This window comes from Lutibacter aestuarii (assembly GCF_042676885.1).
Classification (GTDB): Bacteria; Bacteroidota; Bacteroidia; order Flavobacteriales; family Flavobacteriaceae; genus Lutibacter; species Lutibacter aestuarii.
Genome location: NZ_JBHTIC010000008.1, coordinates 463,746 through 481,387, shown reverse-complemented (window position 1 = coordinate 481,387; position 17,642 = coordinate 463,746). Strand labels below are relative to the sequence as shown.

Below are 17,642 nucleotides of genomic sequence, written 5' to 3'. Positions count from 1 at the left end.
TAAAAAAAATCTCACCAAAGTGAGATTTTTTTATTTTCTAGGATGAAAATTATGTAATACTTTTTTTAAAAAGCTTTTATCTAAGTGCATGTAAATTTCAGTTGTTGTAATGCTTTCATGACCAAGCATTTGTTGTATAGCTCTTAAATCGGCTCCACGTTCCAATAAATGAGTTGCAAATGAATGTCTAAAAGTATGTGGGCTTATTTTCTTTTTGATATTGGCTTTTTCAGCTAGATTTTTGATGATGGTAAAAATCATAACTCGAGTAAGTTGTTTTCCTCTTCTGTTTAAAAAAAGAGTGTCTTCATATCCTTTTTGAATTTTAATTTTATTTCTAATGCTTTTAATGTATAAAAGTATGTATTTTTGAGTTTGTTCATTAATGGGTACAAAGCGTTGTTTGTTTCCTTTTCCAATAACTTTAATAAATCCTTCTTCAAAAAACAAATCAGAGATTTGTAAGTTAATCAGTTCTGAAACTCTTAACCCACAGCTGTATAAAGTTTCTAAAATAGTTCTGTTTCTTTCTCCTTGAGGCTCACTTAAATCTATATGATTAATGAGAATATCAATTTCTTGAATTGACAAAGTATCGGGTAGTTTTCTACCTATTTTGGGAGCTTCAATTAAATCTGTAGGATTCTCTTTTCTATAATCTTCAAAAATTAAAAAGTCAAAAAAATTACGTAAACCCGAAATTAATCGAGCTTGTGAACGAGCGTTTATTAATTTTGACGTTTCATAAATAAATTGTTGAATAATTTCTTGATTAATTTTTAATGGCGAAATTTGGATTTGCTGCTCTTCTAAAAAATTAACAAGTTTTTGTACATCACGAGAATAACTCTCAATGGAGTTTTTAGCCAATCCTTTTTCAATTTTTAGATAAAACTGATAATCTTGTAATGCATTATTCCAATTCATAAAGTAAAAATATAATATATTTACACATAAATTGAAAACAAATGAAAATACTGATACTTAACGGGCCAAATTTAAATTTATTAGGAAAAAGAGAACCTTCAATTTATGGAAATTTAACCTTTGAAGAATTTTTTAAAAACTTGCAAAAAAGATATGCCGATGTTGAGTTGCATTATTTTCAAAGTAATGTTGAAGGAGAATTAATTAACAAACTACATGAAGTTGGTTTTAGTTTTGACGGAATAATTTTAAATGCAGGTGCTTATACGCATACCTCGGTAGCAATTGGTGATGCTATTAAGGGAATTGAAACCCCTGTTATTGAAGTGCACATTTCCAATGTGCATGCACGTGAAGATTTTCGTCATGTATCTTATATAGCACCTAATGCAAAAGGAGTAATTGCTGGTTTTGGTTTGCAAAGCTATGAGTTAGCGCTTATTAGTTTTTTGTAACGTTTTAGAACAAAAAAGTTTTTATACTTTACATAGTTTTTTAGCGGCTTAGAAAACAAACATTTATCATTATTCACATTCTTTTTTTATATTAGTTTTACTTTTAGTATTAAAACTTTTTTATATGAGCTTATTTTTTAATTATGCCACACCAATAATTTATGGTTTATCGGTGTTATTATGGGCTTATATTTTTATTTTTTGCTCAAAAAAAATTAAGGTTGTAAATAAAAGTGATAAATTGTTAAAAGTCATTTTAATAATTTTAGCCATAGATGCTTTTAGATCTTTTTTTGAAAGCATTTATTTTGGTGCGTCTTTTACTTCATTTTACGGATTAATACCAATAGAAATTTATGAATTTTTATCACAACCTAATATTGTGATTTTTCCTAAATTATTTAATTTATTAACAGCTATATTAATTTTAATATTACTAATTACTAAATGGATTTCAACAGATAAATCCAGTAAAATATCTGTTGAGGATTTTATACAAAAACAATCTTTTGAATATAAAAAATTATTATCAGCTGTTGAACAAAGCGCCAATACAATTGTTATTACAGATATCTTAGGAAAAATAGAATATACCAATCCAAAATTTACTGAGGTAACAGGTTATAGAGCTGAAGAGGTATTAGGTAAAAACCCACGTATTTTAAGTTCAGGTATTCAACCTAAAGAGTTTTATGTAGAAATGTGGGAAACCATTTCAAATGGAAAAGTTTGGAAAGGAGAATTTCAAAATAAAAAGAAAGATGGTAAATTATTTTGGGAACAAACTACAATTTCTCCAATAAAAGACAACCAAGGAACTATCATTAATTATTTAGCAGTTAAAGAAAATATTACAGCATTAAAAGAGAGTGAAAAAGAATTAAAATTAGCACAAGAAATCGCTCAAATAGGAAATTTTAATTTAGATTTAAAAACTAATTTGTTTACAAGTTCTAGTTCTTTCGACAAAATAGTTGGTATTCAATCGCACCATATCAAATCATTTAAAACTTGGAGAACCATTACTCATCCAGATGATACACCAAAAAATCAGCGTGAATTAGAAAAGTGTATAAAATATGGTGAAAAATTTAATTTAGAATATAGAATTCTAACCAAAGATACACAAGAACTAAAATGGATTAATGGGGCGGGTGAAATTATTTATGAAAATAAGGTGCCTGTTAACTTTATAGGAACCATTCAAGACATTACTTTTCAGAAAAAAAATGAATTAGAAATGTTTGAAGCAAAAGAAAAAGCTGAAAAAAGTGAAAAACTACTTTTGCTCTCTCAATCAGTTGCTAAATTGGGACATTATGTTTTTAACATCCAAACAGGAGAATGGAACAACTCTGCTGAGTTGAATAGTATTTTTGGTATTAATGAAGACCATAAACGTACTGTAGAAAGTTGGTTGGAAATTGTTCATCCCGATTTTAGAAATGAAATGAAGGAGTATATTTTAATACATGTCATTAAAAATAAAAATCATTTTAATAAACACTATAAAATTATTAATCAAAAAACAGGTAGTGAGTTATGGGTTCATGGATTGGGAAGTTTAAAATTTAATAACGAAAATGAACCTATAGAAATGTTTGGTACTATTCAAGATATTACAATTCAAAAAGAAAATGAAGAAGAACTAATTAAAGTAAAACAACTTGCAGAAGAAAGTAACAACTTAAAAATAGAATTTTTAAATAATATGTCTCATGAAATTAGAACGCCCATGAATGGAATTATTGGATTTTCTGATTTACTAAACACCTCTGATTTAACAACTGAAAAAAGAAATAATTATATTAGAATTATACAAAGTAGCAGCAAACAACTACTTCGAATAATAGATGATATATTAGAAATTTCTAGACTTGGAACAAAACAAGTAGGATTGATTGAAAGCGAGGTTTGTTTAAATGATTTGTTAATGGAACTGTTTTCAATTTTTGACATAAAGGCAAAACAAAATAAAACACCTTTATATTTAAAAAAATCGCTTACAACAGAGCAAAGCACCATACTTATTGATAAAACTAAATTGAGTAAAATATTAAGTAATTTACTTGAAAATGCTCTGAAATTTACCAGTAAAGGTTTTGTGGAGTTGGGATATAAATTGAATAATAAGATGCTTGATATTTATGTAAAAGATACAGGTGTTGGAATTGATCCAGAAAAACATAAAGTAATTTTTGAACGCTTTTCACAAGCTGAAAAAGACTTGTCAAAAAAAGTAGGTGGCTTAGGTTTAGGTCTATCAATAGTTAAAGAAAATGTTGAGTTAATAGGAGGTTCTATTGAACTTACGTCTAATAAAGGGGAAGGAGCTACATTCACCATTTCTATTCCTTACAAACCTATTTATCCTACTAAAATAGTTGAGCTAAACAATGTTGAAAGCAAATCTTCAATTTTAATAGTTGAAGATGAAGAAATAAATTATACGTTGTTAGAAACTTTACTAAAAGAAATTTTAAAGTTAGATGCTCATTTTATTCATGCTAAAAATGGTTTAGAAGCGGTTGAAATTTTTAAAAACAAATCAAATTCTATTGACTTGGTTTTTATGGATTTAAAAATGCCAGTTATGAATGGTTATGAAGCTGCCAAAAAGATTAAGAAGCTATCTCCTAATTTACCAATAATAGCTCAAACTGCTTATACAACTTCAGTTGAAATTAAAAAAGCAAAAGATTCAGGTTGTGTGGATTATTTGACCAAACCTATAAAACAAGATGAATTAATTAATGTTTTGGATAAATTTTTGAAAGTAAAATAGCCATTTATTTAAAATTTTTCAAAAACCCCTAATCCAAATAAAGCAAAATCATATTTTACAGGATCATTGGGATCCATATGCCTTAATGATTTATCTAATTCAGCCAAGGCTTTTGCATCATTTTGTTTTCTGGTTAATAAACCAAGTTTACGAGCAACATTTCCTGAATGAACATCTAATGGGCATGAAAGCTGTGAAGGACACATATTTTTCCAAATTCCAAAATCTACTCCGGTATTATCATTTCTAATCATCCATCGTAAAAACATATTAATACGCTTTGCAGCTGATCCTTTTAAGGGATCAGAAATATGTTTTTTAGTTCTAGATAAATGAGGAATTTCAAAAAAGATATTTTTAAACTCATGAATTGCATTTTGAGTTGAATTTTTGCTACTATAACTAGAGAATATTTTCTCTAGACCTTGATGTTTTGTGTAAATATGCTGAAGTGCAACTATAAAGTATTTAAAATCCTCTAAATTAAATGTTCTATGTACAAAATAATCTATTGAATCTAAATGGTTAGGTTTATGATTTATTATAAAATCGTAAGGAGAGTTGCCTAAAATATCCATCATTTTTTTGGCATTTTTAATAATCATTTTCCTATTACCCCAAGCAATGGTAGCAGTTAAAAAACCTGAAATTTCAATATCTTCTTTTAAAGAATAGCCATGTGGAACTTGTATTGGGTCACTTTCAATAAACTTTGGATTGTTGTATTCCAAAACTTTTTCATCTAAAAATTCTTTAAGCTCAGTTTCTATTAACATTTATAATAGTTTCAATTTTTGAAATTATTTTAGCTACATCTTCTTCAAAGTTAAACCAAAGAATGCTTTCATCTTTTTTGTTCCAAGTAACTTGTCTTTTGGCAAATCTTCGAGTATTTTTCTTAATTTCTTCTATAGCAAATTTTAAAGTACAATTTCCATCAAAATAGGAGAATAACTCTCTATAACCAACAGTTTGTAAAGCATTTAAATTTTTGTTTTTGTATAGTTTTTTAGCTTCATCTAATAAACCATGCTCCATCATGATATCAACTCGTTTATTAATTCTATTGTACATAGTTTCTCTGTCAGCTGTTAGTCCAATTTTAATAGGAGTGAAATTTCGTTTAGCCTTTGGTTTGTTTTTAAATTCAGCATAAGTTTTGCCAGTTCCAATACAAATTTCAAGAGCTCTTATAAGCCTGTGTGGATTTTCAATTTCAATAGTATTATAAGACTCTTTATCTAGATTTTCTAATTTTTTTTGAAGAAATTGTATCCCTTTAGTTTTTAATTCTTGATTTAGCTCAACCCTTATTTTAGAATCTACATTTGGAAAATAGTCTAAACCATCAATTACAGCATTGGTGTATAAACCACTTCCCCCAACCATAACTACAATCCTATTTTTTGTAAATAATTTGTTCAATTTGTTAAGAGCATCTTTTTCAAATTGCCCCACACTATAATCTTCAAAAATTGACCTATTTTGTATAAAATGATGTTTTGCAGAGGCTAACTCTAAGCTTGAAGGAACAGCAGTTCCAACACTCATTTCTTTGTAAAATTGGCGAGAATCACTTGATATAATTTCAGTATTAAAATGTTGTGCTAATTTAATACTTAGTGTAGTTTTACCTATTGCTGTTGCTCCAATAACTGTTATTAAATAATTAGTCATTTAAAAGTTTTTCTCCACATTTATGGCAAAATATGGAATTGTCTAAATGTTTTTCAGCGTTACAACTAGGGCAGTGTTGTGTGTTTTTAGGTACAAAATTATCTGTTTTTGCCAATTCAGAAGTTACAATACCAGTTGGTACTGCAATAATTCCATAACCTAAAATCATAACAATACTCGCAATAAACTGTCCAAACGGTGTTTGAGGGGAAATATCTCCATAGCCTACAGTTGTTAATGTTACAATAGCCCAATACATGCTTTGTGGAATACTGGTAAATCCATTTTTAGGACCTTCTATTAAATACATAATTGTTCCTAAAATTATAGTAAGTAGTATTACCACAAATAGAAAAACAATAATTTTGATTCTACTTGATTTTAAGGCTGATATTAAAATTCTAGAGGCACCAGAGTAACGAACGAGTTTTAAGATTCTAAATACCCGTAATAATCTAATAGCTCTTAAAGCAATAAGCGCATGGGTGCCTACAAAAATTAAAGAAAGGTATTTTGGTATGGTTGCTAACAAATCGATAATACCATAAAAGCTGAAGATATAGTTTTTAGGTTTTTTAATTGAAATAATTCTAGCAATATATTCAATGGTAAATAAAATAGTAATAATCCATTCAGAGATATTTAAAAAATCATGATATTTTGTATCAAAACTTTCAATGCTTTCTAACATTACTAAAATTATACTTGCAATAATTGCTAATATTAGAATAATGTCAAACCATTTTCCTTCAGGAGTATCGGCTTCATAAATAATTTCATGAAGTTTCACTTTCCAATGTCTTTTGTCTTTTTTGTTTTCCAAAATTAAATTTACCTGAAACGTTGTACTAAAATAATTCTTTTATTTTAATTAAAATTTACTTCTTTTTTAAAACAATATTTATTAATTTTTTTTCAGTACAATTGGTTGCTTTTGAGACGTTATAGTTTGATTAAATAATTCTTTTAAAACTTGATATTCAAAATTGTAAAATATTGTTTTGTTTATTAAAAATGAACTTTTTAGATTAATTTTAAAATTTTGATGTTTTCTGGTTGTTAACAAGTATTTTATTCCTTCATTTTCTAATGAAATTAGTTTATCTTTAGGATAAGAATCTATGATAAAATTATCGGGAAGCTCAAGAGTGAAATTAACAATGTACTTTCTTGGGTATCCAAAATCAACAGGGTATAATCTGTTATGTTGTTTAAAGGGATTTGTTTTAAAACTTTCATCAAAAAAAGGATTTAAGTATAGGTTTGAGGTGTTTTCTTGATGATCTATTAATATTTCAAAAGTTTCTATTGTGGGTTTATCTATTTCATTTTTATTTTTGATTTCATAATTAAGAACTTCTAAATTAGTAAAGCTATTTTCAAAATCTATTATGATATCATCTTCAATTTTATTTTGAATTTTCTCTCTTCTTTTAAGTGCATCATACCCATATTTAATTTTTCGTATTTTACCAGTTATAGTTCCGTTTTCTTTTAATATAAGTGCAATATTTAATTGAGATTTTGAGTTTTGTTCAGGAATAATATCAATCCAATAACTTTCATTTTCAAAATCCATAACTCTGCCATACCCATTTAAACATCTATAAGGCAATAACCCAAAAGGAGATAGTTTATCTGTAGCATCTAATAAAATAGATTTTCCATTTATATTAACTTTGGCAATTACATAATTAAAATCAGTTATTACTGGATATAATTTAGTTGGAAAACCATTTTTTCTTGTAGAAATTAAAACTAATTCAGTATCAATATTTTTTGCTTTTAAGGCATTTATTAGTGAAATGTTAATTTCTCCAACATTTCCAATTTTTTCTTCAAAAGATTTTTTTATTCTTACATTTTTAAAAATGCTATATTTTCCATTCCAATTAAAGTGATTTTGCACGAAAGTATATATAGATTTTGCTTTATCAATTTCTGAAGTAATGGTATCAATAAATGAGGGTAATTTATCTTCAAAATACTTCGTTTTTTTTAATTGTCTACCAATATTTTTATCAGTTCTAAATTCTCTATCTACTTCATTCCAAGATGTTGTATACTTTATATTAGATCCATCAAACCAAATAAGTTTAGAAAGTTCAAATTTAATTTTTGAAATATAGTTATTTTTATCAGTGATATAGTCTTCTTCAACAAAAGAAGGAATATTTTTCATTGCATAGGTTATGTTTTCACAATTAGCTGAAGCTGCATAACCAGGAATTCTAAAACATTTTTTTTCTATTGTTGAGGAGTTAATTGCTAATTTTAAATATCCTTTTAACTCTCTATTGTAAACATAGTTTCCAGGAATTTTTGCGTGATAAATACTATATTTTTTAGGAATGTTTGATTGAAATACCCAACCTGTTAAATTAAATTTAAATGGAGATTCCACAGTATATTTAACCTCAACAACACTACCTTCTTTTAAGTTAGGCATAGTAAATTTAACTAAACTCCAATGTTCATTGATTTTTTCTTTGAATATTTGAGACTTCGATAATAAGGTTTTATTTTTTTGATTATGTGTGACTGCTTCAATATTTATTACTTGTTCACTAGCATCTTTATTATTGTATAATTTTATTTCAAAAGATGCATTTTCAAAACCCTCTTTATTAAATAATTTGATTTTTTTATAAAAAGTTGTACTTATTATTATTTTTTCATTCTTTATTTTAAAAGTAGTATTGCCACTTTCATATAAAACTACGGCATTTGCAGTTGTATCTAATTTATATCTTTTTAAATTAATTTCTTCGTTTGTTATAGTACCAAAAGAGTAATCTGGTTCATTTTGCGAATATGAATTAATATGTAACAAGAAAATTAAAAGTAAAGAGATTCTTTTCATAGCAATTAGTTTTAAAATCGAATTAGTTTTTCCACATTATTTTTTTGAAGATATTTTTTAATGATAAATCTATTTTGAATGGAATTTTCCATAGGTGAAATTAAGGTTCTAAGCACTTTTATATTAGTTATTTGATATTCTAAGTCGGTAAAACAATAACCTTTAAACTGACTGTTTTCAATTAAGATAACCGATTTTTCTCCAACCTGTCGACCTTTATCTATAACTAATAAATTATCATTGCTAAATTCAATTTTTTCTAATTTTTTCTTATTAGAATAATTATATTTAGGATTGTTAATTTCTACTTCTTCTACATATTTAAGATCAGAAATTAAAGAGCTTCCAGTTTCTTCATAAGAAACGGATGTCACTTTATTTTGAATAATAATTGCTTTTTTTGAAGTTCTTAAAAATAGTTGGTTTACCGTTTTTTTTATATTTTTTCCTTTACCAATATAAATAATTTCACTTTTATTATTGTGAACATAAAATAATCCTTCATTAGAAGGTAAATTATCTAAAATATTGAGTAGTTTGGGTGCTAATTTTCTTCCGTTATCAGTTTTAATTGCTTTTTTAACAATTTCTTTAGCAGTATCTTTATTTAATAGGTGTTTAAATAGTTGTACTGTAGCAATTGCATCTCCTTCAGCTCTGTGCCTGCTTGAAACAGGTATTCCTAAAGATCTGCATAATTTGCCTAATTTATAAGAAGGCAATTCAGGGATTAGTTTTTTACTTAATTCAACAGTGCACAATGTTTTCCTTTCAAAATTAAATCCGAGTCGTCTAAATTCAGTAGTTAAAATTCGATTGTCAAAATTGGCATTATGGGCAACTAAAACACAGTCGGTAGTAATTTCAACAATTCGTTTTGCTACTTCGTAAAATTTAGGTGCATTTTTAAGCATTCCATTACTAATGCCAGTTAAATTAACTACAAATGGTTGAATTTCTTTTTCGGGATTAATTAAACTAACAAACTGGTCTATAATTTGATGTCCATCAAATTTATAAATAGCAATTTCAGTAATTCCTTCTTCGTTGAATTTACCTCCTGTAGTTTCTATGTCAAGTATTGCGTACAAATTAATTGTAATTTCGTTCTCCAAAAATAGCACTTCCAACACGTACCATTGTACTTCCTTCTTCAATTGCTATTTGGTAATCTCCACTCATTCCCATTGAAATAGTTGTAGGTTTAAAATTATCAGATGAATAATTTTTTAGACGATCAAAATAGATTTTTAAGGTTTTAAATTCGTTTCTAATAATGGTTTTATCTTCTACAAAGCTTGCCATTCCCATAAGACCTATAATTTGAATGTTTTTAAGATTTAAAAATTCTTGAGCGTTTAAAATTTGTAGTACATCATCATATGCTAATCCAAACTTTGTATCTTCTTTTGCTATTTTTACTTGTAATAAACAATTAATTATTCTATTATGTTTTATGGCTTGTTTGTTTATTTCTTTTAGGGTTTTAAAACTATCTACACCATGGATAAGACTTACAAAAGAAGCCATATATTTAACTTTATTTCTTTGTAAATGCCCTATCATATGCCATTCAATATCTTTAGGTAGCTCTTGGTATTTTTGAGCCATTTCTTGAATTTTATTTTCACCAAATGTTTTTTGTCCGGCTTTATAAGCTTCTATAATAGCAGTAATTGGCTTTGTTTTTGAAACGGCAACAAGTGTTACATTTTTTGGTATTGAATTTTTAATCTTTTGAAGATTTTTTGATATACTCATATGGGATTTAAAATAAAGTCCAAAGATAATAGAAATTTAATTAATCATTAATTTCAAAAATGGTTAATCCACTTCTTAACTTAGGCTCAATATAAGTGCTTTTAGGAGGCATTCTTAAATCTTCATTAACCACTGCTTTTAGTTGCTCTACTGAAACTGGAAATAATCCAAAACTGACTTTATACATTTTAGAATCTACCATCTTTTTCAATTGTTTTTTGCTATAAATGGCAGGTAAACATTTTATTCTAGGATCAGTTTTTAAGTCTTCAATACCTAAAATTGGTTTTAAAATAGTTTTATATATAATATGGGTATCAAGATCCGAAAGTGCATTGTTAATTGGGAATTCTGTTTTTCTAAGGTATAAGGAATAATACTCACCATCTAAGTACATAGTAAAATGGTGTTTTTTGCTTGGTGTGTAAAGTTTTTCCCCTTTATTTTCAACAATGTATAATTCATTTAATTTACTTAAAAATTCTTCTTTTGTTAAACCATTTAAATCTTTTACAAAACGATTGAATGAAGAAATTTTCAAGTTGGCATCGGAAATGAGATAACTCATAAAGTAATTGTAGTTTTCTTCTCCCGTATGATTTTTATTCATTGTTTTTTTTTGATTAGCTAGAAAACTTGAAGAAGCTGTTCTATGATGCCCATCAGCAATATAAATTGCTTTCATTTTTTGAAATTCTTTTTCAATATTATCTATATCCAAATCATCTTCAATTACCCAAAGTTTATGCAAACGTCTGTTTTGAGTCATAAATTCATATTCAGATCTTTTTTGAGAATATTTTCTATAAAGTCTATTTAGATAATTGCTTTCAGGATAAGTAAGTAGCACTGGCTCAGCATTAAAACCAGCTATACCTAGGTAATTGCCAAACAGTTCTTCTCTTGCCTTTAAGGTATCTTCGTGTTTTTTTATAATATTGTTTTTATAATCATTTACATGGGCTGCTGCAATAATGCCCCAAAAAGTATCTCCTCCAAACGATTTTTCATGTAAATAATATTGAGATTTTTGATCTTTTCTGTATATGTCTTCCGTTTTAAATTGATTATAAGTTTGATGAACTAATTTAAAACGTTCTTCACCTGAAAGCTCTGGTTCAGTATCATAACCAGGTTTTATAATATGTAAAAAAGAAAATGGGTTGAACCGCAAATGGGCTTTTAATTCTTTTTTTGAATATTCATCATAAGATCTTGAGGTTGCAACTGCTGCTTTATCGCGTGTTGGACGTGTAGCTTTAAAGGGTTTTATTATTGCCATACTATTTAACGAGCTTATTTTTAAGTAATTGATAATTTAACTACCCAAATATACAACTTTATTAAATTTTAATCAAAAAAAAGGATGTTATTTTAACATCCTTTTAATCAATTATGTATAATGAAACTTATTTTAAGAGTTCAACTATTTGTTCAGCTAATTCTGTTCCAATTCTATCTTGTGCTTCGCTAGTAGCTGCGCCAATATGAGGAGTTAAAGATAAATTAGGGTTCATTAATAACTGAATTTCTGGCGTTGGTTCATTTTCAAAAACATCTAATGCTGCACTTGCTATTTTTCCACTCTCTAAAGCTTGTACAAGAGCGACTTCATCAATAACACCTCCACGAGCAGCATTTACCAAAAAGGCATTATCTTTCATTAAATCGAATTCTTTGGTTGAAATTATGTAGTCTTTTTGAGCTGGAACGTGCAGAGATATAAAATCTGCTTGTTTTAAAACTTCTTCTTTAGTAATGGTATTTATGTTAAAGAACAATGCTTGGTGATCAAAAAATTCAATTTCTAAATTTACCGCGTCAATAAAAGGGTCATAGGCAACTACATTCATACCTAAGCCAATAGCTATTTTTGCAGTGGCTTGTCCAATTCTTCCAAATCCAATTAAACCAAGTGTTTTACCTCTTAATTCAACTCCTTTTGCATATGATTTTTTAAGATGTTTAAATTTTGAATCTCCCTCTAAAGGCATATTTCTATTGGAATCGTGTAAAAAACGAGCCATTCCAAATAAGTGCGCAAATACCAGTTCGGCTACTGAATGAGATGAAGCTGCAGGTGTGTTTATTACATGCAAGCCTTTTTCACGAGCATATTCTACGTCAATATTATCCATTCCAACACCTCCACGACCGATAATTTTTAAAGATGCACAATTATCAATAATATCTTTTCTAACCTGTGTTGCGCTTCTTACTAATAGTACATCAATTTCGTTTTGGTTGATATAATCTACTAATTGGTCTTGTGCTACAGAGGTTAAATCAACTTCAAAGCCATTTAAACCCAATGCTGCAATTCCACTTTTGGCCAATCCATCGTTTGCTAATACTTTCATTTTATAAATATTTTTTTTAGTTTATGAAACTTGTTTTTCAAATTGTTGCATTACGTTTATTAAAACTTTTATGCTTTCTATTGGCATAGCATTATAGATACTTGCTCTATAGCCTCCAACTGATTTATGACCTTTTAATCCATTGATTCCTGCTTCATTCCAAAGTTTATCAAAAGTATCTTTATGAGTTTCATTTGTTAAATTAAAAGTAACATTCATTGTGGATCTATCTTCTTTGTTTGCAAAACCAATAAATAAAGGATTTCTATCTACTTCAGCGTATAACAAAGCAGCTTTTTCTTGATTGATTTTTTCAATAGCTTTAACTCCTCCTTGTTCTTTTAACCATTCTAAAGTTAACATAGATACATAAACTGCAAATACAGGTGGAGTATTAAACATACTGTCTTTACTTAAGTGTACTTGATAGTCTAACATAGAAGGGATGCTACGTCCAGTTTTACCTAAAATTTCATCTTTTACTATAACTAAAGTAGTACCAGCAGGGCCCATGTTTTTTTGTGCTCCTGCATAAACCAAATCAAATTGCGTAAAATCTAATTCACGTGAAAATATATCTGAACTCATATCACAAACTAATAGCGCATCCGTTTTAGGGAATTCTTTAATTTGAGTTCCAAAAATAGTATTGTTAGATGTGCAATGCACATAATCTATATCACTTGGGATGTTGTAGTTTTTTGGAATGTAGTTGTAACCTTTATCTTTTGAACTAGCGAAAACGTCTACTTCACCTAACGTTTTAGCTTCTTTAATTGCTTTAGAACTCCATGTTCCAGTGTCAAAATAACCTGCTTTACCATTAACTTTTAATAAATTGTATGGGGTCATTAAAAATTCAAGGCTTGCACCTCCTTGTAAAAAAAGTACCGAATATCCTTCAGGTAGGTTTAATAATTCTTTAACTAAGCTACGTGCTTTTTCCATCACTTCAACGAATTCTTTGCTTCTGTGTGAAATTTCAATTAAAGATAAATCTATACCATTAAAGTTGGTAACAGCATTGGCTGCTTTTTTTAATACTTCTTGTGGTAAAATACATGGTCCTGCACTAAAATTATGTTTTTTCATTTGTATAGAATATGAATTTATTTCTCTTACAAATTTCGGAAAAAAAAGCTAAATAAGTATATTTTATTTCATAAAAAACTACTTAAATATTTAATAAAAATTCAACTGTGTCTATGTTATCTGCATAATTCCATAATTTTGGACGTTGAGTTTGTCCAAATTTTACGAAATCTACAACGTTTTCGTTACAGGCAATACACTGTATTTCATCTTTATCGGTTTTTAATTTAAGTAACAGATTGTCAAACGAATCGTAATATTCATAAAAAATAGTAGCTATAGGAGAGGCATAGTTAGTATCTTCTTTTAGCATCACAAATCCATTTTCAAGAATCTTAAACAAGCTCATTAAGTAAACAGCTTTGTTATAATCGTAATTATTTTCGTATTTTTTATAATTAATAATGTCATTAAACTTGAATAAAGCATTAAATAACAACTCAAAGTTATAGTTTTTAGGAACAAATATTTTAGAAACACTTCTACAACCTAAACCAAAATATTGAAAAATGTCTTCACCTAAAAGTTCTAATTCTTCTTTACTTTCTTTACCTGTAATTATTGCCACAGAGTTTCTGTTTTTTCTAATAATGTTTGGGTATTTTCCAAAATAATGTTCAAAATAGCGAGCTGTATTGTTGCTACCAGTTGCAATAACAGCATCAATAGCTGTTAATTTGTCTTCTGTAAAAGTTATTTTATTTTTAAAATAGGGATTGTAATATTCCAAAAATTTAGCAATAAGTGGTAAAAAGTGCTTATCATTAGATGATTGTTTTACCATAGCATTATGACCTGTTAGTAGTACACATAAAAAATCATGAAATCCAACTAAGGGAATATTTCCTGCCATGATTATGGCTACTTTTTTAGGTGTTTTAATAGCTTCAATTTTATAAGTGGTAAGCCATTTGGTTAAATTTTCTTCAGTAAGTGCTTCACCCCAACTTTCAAAAGCTTTAAGAACATTATTTTTTGTAAACCAACCATTAAACTCTTGGGCTCTATTAATTTGCATTAAAAAAGCATCAAAAAACAAGGTGTTTAATTCAGATTCATTATTTTTTTCAATTTTCGAATTGTTAAATTGTTTAAAAAATGTACCTAGTTCTACAAATGCTTGTTTTCTCTGTGCTAAATTCATGGAATTTTTACCTTAAAATTTAATTTTATATTTGCAAAAATAATCTAAATAATAGTATGGCAATAAAAATAACAGATGAATGTATAAATTGTGGGGCTTGCGAACCCGAATGTCCTAACAATGCAATTTATGAAGCTGGTGAAGAATGGAGATATTCGGATGGGACTTCATTAACAGGAAATGTAGTTTTACCAAATGGCAACAAGGTTGTAGCCGATGAGCAGCATGAGCCAAAAGATGATGAAGTATATTTTATTGTAACCGATAAATGTACCGAATGTAAAGGTTTTCATGACGAACCACAATGTGCCGCAGTTTGTCCGGTAGATTGTTGTGTGCCAGATGAAGACAATGAAGAAACTGATGAGCAATTGTTTGCAAAACAACAGTTTTTACATAAAGAGTAGTTTATAGTGATTCTTAAAAATGAATTTTGAAATCTGTACAGATTGTGTTGAAGGAGCAATGGCTGCTGAAAAATATGGAGCCAAACGTATAGAGTTATGTTCAGCATTATCTGTTGGTGGATTGACCCCAAGTTTTGGTTTAATTCAACAATGTGTTGAAAATTCATCAGTTGAAGTTCATGTAATGATACGACATAAAGAAGGAGGTTTTGTTTGTAGTGAATTAGATATAAACTTAATGAAAGTTGATATTTCTATGGCTAAACAAGCTGGAGCAACAGGAGTTGTTTTTGGGATTTTAACCGCTGAAAATACCGTATCAAACAAAAATAAAGAACTGCTAAACTTTGCGAAGCAATTAAATTTAGAAGTCACGTTTCATAGAGCTTTTGACTTTCTTATCGATTATAAGAAAGGAATTGAGTGTTTGATAAATTTTGGTTTTGATCGTCTACTAACATCTGGTTTAAAAAAAACTGCAGAAGAAGGTTTAGATGTAATTTCATTTTTACAGCAGCACTATGGAGATCAACTACAAATTATGGCTGGGAGTGGTATTAATTCTTCAAACGCCTCAAAATTTGCTAGTATTGAAGTAAACAACCTTCATTTTACAGCAAGAAAACCTATAAGTTTTGGCAATTCATTTTCAATGGGAGATGTTATGGTAGTTGATGAAGAGAAAATTAGAACTATTACTAATTTATTTTAGGAAGTATTTATATTTTGAAATAGAAAGCGGAATTTTAAAATTCCGCTTTTTATGAATTCTAGTTACTTTTCAGTAAATGAAGCTATAAATGAATTACTTTTTCTAGCAAAAAAGAAAATGTAAAAATAGCAAAGCACCATTAAAAATAAGGCAGGTTTAAAATCGAATTGATCGGTTAATAAGCCATATAAAGGAGGGATAATTGCTCCTCCTACAATAGCAGTACATAAAATTCCAGATGCTTGAGGTTTGTATTCGCCTAAGCCACTTAATGATAAGGTGAAAATAGTTGGGAACATGATTGAATTAAATAACCCAATTAATAAAATAGACCACATGGCTACAAATCCATTAGTTAACATTGAAATTGCAAGTAATGAAATAGCCATGGTTGCAAAAATGGCTAATACTTTAGCAGGCGCTACAATTCTTGTTAAATAAGCTCCAATAAATCTTCCAACCATTGCTCCAGACCAGTAAAATAATACAAAGGCACCAACAATAGCTTTGTTATCAACATTAGCCAAATCTTGTTGAACTACCATTTCAGAAACTTTAGACATCCATTCACTGTTTCTAATCAATTCAGGCATATTCATACTTAAAAAGTAATTGACTAAATAACTTCCAATAGCAACTTCAGCACCCACATATAAAAAGATACCTATAGCTCCCATTTTTAGTACTTTATGTTTTAATGCTTCACCATATCCAAAACCTTCTTTCTTTTTTAAGATATTAGGAAGTTTTATTAAAGAAACAATAAATGCTAATAGTAATAATGAGGCGGCTAGTATTAAAAATGGATTTTGAACTGCCGAAGCTTCATTAATTAAATAAGCTTCTTTTTCAGCGGGTAATAGATTGTTGATGCTTTCACTTGATTTAATTGAATCACTTAATAAAAACATGGCTCCAACTGCTGGTGCAATTGCTGTACCTAAACTATTAAATGCTTGAGATAAATTTAATCTACTAGAAGCAGTTTCTTCTGTTCCTAATACTGCAACATAAGGGTTTGCAGCTACTTGTAAAACAGTCATACCTCCAGCTAAAACAAAATAACCTAATAAAAATACAGGGAAAGTTCTGTAAGCTGCGGCTGGATAAAACAATAAACAACCAGCTCCCATAATACTTAACCCAAGTAAAATACCTTTTTTATATCCAATTTTGGATAAGATAAACCCAGAGGGGATTGATAATAATCCGTAAGCCATAAAAAATGCAAATTGTACTAAACCAGCTTGGAAAAAGCTAAGTTCAAAAACCTCTTTTAATCTTGGAATTAATGAATCTACTAAAACAGTAATAAATCCCCACATAAAAAAAAGTGAGGTAAGCACATAAAATGCTTTGCTATAATTTTTGGTTGTATTCAAACTATTAATTTTTTAATGTTATTTAATTTTCAAGGAATAAATATATAATTATTCTTATAACTTGCTTTATTTTTTAT

16 protein-coding genes are annotated in these 17,642 nt (G+C 28.1%); 4 read left to right on the top strand and 12 right to left on the bottom strand.

Annotated elements, in window-relative coordinates:
* Window positions 1–30 precede the first annotated feature (30 nt).
* Window positions 31–927, bottom strand: a complete 897-nt coding sequence (gene xerD / locus ACFQZW_RS09705; protein ID WP_386782677.1) for a site-specific tyrosine recombinase XerD — start codon at window positions 925–927, stop codon at window positions 31–33.
* 41 nt (window positions 928–968) lie between these two features.
* Between xerD and aroQ the strand changes: the two genes are divergently transcribed.
* Together aroQ and ACFQZW_RS09695 are read left to right on the top strand one after the other, a co-directional pair.
* Complete coding sequence (gene aroQ / locus ACFQZW_RS09700; protein ID WP_298263020.1) at window positions 969–1,382, top strand: type II 3-dehydroquinate dehydratase; 414 nt, start codon at window positions 969–971, stop codon at window positions 1,380–1,382.
* A gap of 124 nt (window positions 1,383–1,506) precedes the next feature.
* Window positions 1,507–4,167 (top strand): PAS domain-containing protein, encoded by a 2,661-nt coding sequence (locus tag ACFQZW_RS09695; RefSeq protein ID WP_386782674.1) that lies wholly within the window; start codon window positions 1,507–1,509, stop codon window positions 4,165–4,167.
* Between the two features lie 8 nt (window positions 4,168–4,175).
* On the opposite strand, the gene ACFQZW_RS09690 is transcribed toward ACFQZW_RS09695, so the two are convergent.
* The 10 genes from ACFQZW_RS09690 to ACFQZW_RS09645 form a co-directional block, all read right to left on the bottom strand.
* Complete coding sequence (locus ACFQZW_RS09690) at window positions 4,176–4,943, bottom strand: TIGR02757 family protein (RefSeq protein ID WP_386782672.1); 768 nt, start codon at window positions 4,941–4,943, stop codon at window positions 4,176–4,178.
* On the bottom strand, window positions 4,927–5,844 hold the full coding sequence (gene miaA, locus ACFQZW_RS09685; protein WP_298286276.1) for a tRNA (adenosine(37)-N6)-dimethylallyltransferase MiaA: 918 nt from the start codon (window positions 5,842–5,844) through the stop codon (window positions 4,927–4,929). The genes ACFQZW_RS09690 and miaA overlap by 17 nt, the downstream gene beginning before the upstream one ends.
* On the bottom strand, window positions 5,837–6,667 hold the full coding sequence (locus ACFQZW_RS09680; RefSeq protein WP_386782669.1) for an ion transporter: 831 nt from the start codon (window positions 6,665–6,667) through the stop codon (window positions 5,837–5,839). The genes miaA and ACFQZW_RS09680 overlap by 8 nt, the downstream gene beginning before the upstream one ends.
* A gap of 81 nt (window positions 6,668–6,748) precedes the next feature.
* Entirely contained in the window at window positions 6,749–8,707 is a 1,959-nt protein-coding gene (locus ACFQZW_RS09675) for a hypothetical protein (RefSeq protein ID WP_386782667.1), read from the bottom strand.
* An 11-nt stretch (window positions 8,708–8,718) separates the two neighbouring features.
* Window positions 8,719–9,798: an exonuclease domain-containing protein gene (locus ACFQZW_RS09670; RefSeq protein WP_298263372.1), complete on the bottom strand. Its 1,080-nt coding sequence runs from the start codon at window positions 9,796–9,798 to the stop codon at window positions 8,719–8,721.
* Between the two features lies 1 nt (window position 9,799).
* Window positions 9,800–10,468, bottom strand: a complete 669-nt coding sequence (locus ACFQZW_RS09665; protein ID WP_298263015.1) for a YggS family pyridoxal phosphate-dependent enzyme — start codon at window positions 10,466–10,468, stop codon at window positions 9,800–9,802.
* Window positions 10,469–10,508: 40 nt separating this feature from the next.
* Window positions 10,509–11,750: a DUF1015 domain-containing protein gene (locus tag ACFQZW_RS09660; RefSeq protein WP_298263014.1), complete on the bottom strand. Its 1,242-nt coding sequence runs from the start codon at window positions 11,748–11,750 to the stop codon at window positions 10,509–10,511.
* Between the two features lie 127 nt (window positions 11,751–11,877).
* Window positions 11,878–12,828, bottom strand: a complete 951-nt coding sequence (locus tag ACFQZW_RS09655; RefSeq protein WP_298263013.1) for a D-2-hydroxyacid dehydrogenase — start codon at window positions 12,826–12,828, stop codon at window positions 11,878–11,880.
* A gap of 21 nt (window positions 12,829–12,849) precedes the next feature.
* Complete coding sequence (serC, locus tag ACFQZW_RS09650) at window positions 12,850–13,920, bottom strand: 3-phosphoserine/phosphohydroxythreonine transaminase (RefSeq protein WP_298263012.1); 1,071 nt, start codon at window positions 13,918–13,920, stop codon at window positions 12,850–12,852.
* A gap of 82 nt (window positions 13,921–14,002) precedes the next feature.
* Entirely contained in the window at window positions 14,003–15,064 is a 1,062-nt protein-coding gene (locus ACFQZW_RS09645; protein ID WP_298263011.1) for an acyl-CoA reductase, read from the bottom strand.
* A gap of 56 nt (window positions 15,065–15,120) precedes the next feature.
* Here ACFQZW_RS09645 and ACFQZW_RS09640 point away from each other — a divergent pair, with 56 nt between their 5' ends.
* Window positions 15,121–15,471: a 4Fe-4S dicluster domain-containing protein gene (locus tag ACFQZW_RS09640; protein WP_298263010.1), complete on the top strand. Its 351-nt coding sequence runs from the start codon at window positions 15,121–15,123 to the stop codon at window positions 15,469–15,471.
* 19 nt (window positions 15,472–15,490) lie between these two features.
* Window positions 15,491–16,183 carry a copper homeostasis protein CutC gene (locus tag ACFQZW_RS09635; protein ID WP_386782662.1) on the top strand — a complete coding sequence of 231 codons (693 nt, stop codon included), beginning with the start codon at window positions 15,491–15,493 and terminating at the stop codon, window positions 16,181–16,183.
* A gap of 62 nt (window positions 16,184–16,245) precedes the next feature.
* Here ACFQZW_RS09635 and ACFQZW_RS09630 read toward each other — a convergent pair whose 3' ends face one another.
* A complete protein-coding gene (locus tag ACFQZW_RS09630; protein WP_298263008.1) occupies window positions 16,246–17,565 on the bottom strand; it encodes a sugar MFS transporter in 1,320 nt (439 codons plus the stop codon).
* Window positions 17,566–17,642 lie beyond the last annotated feature (77 nt).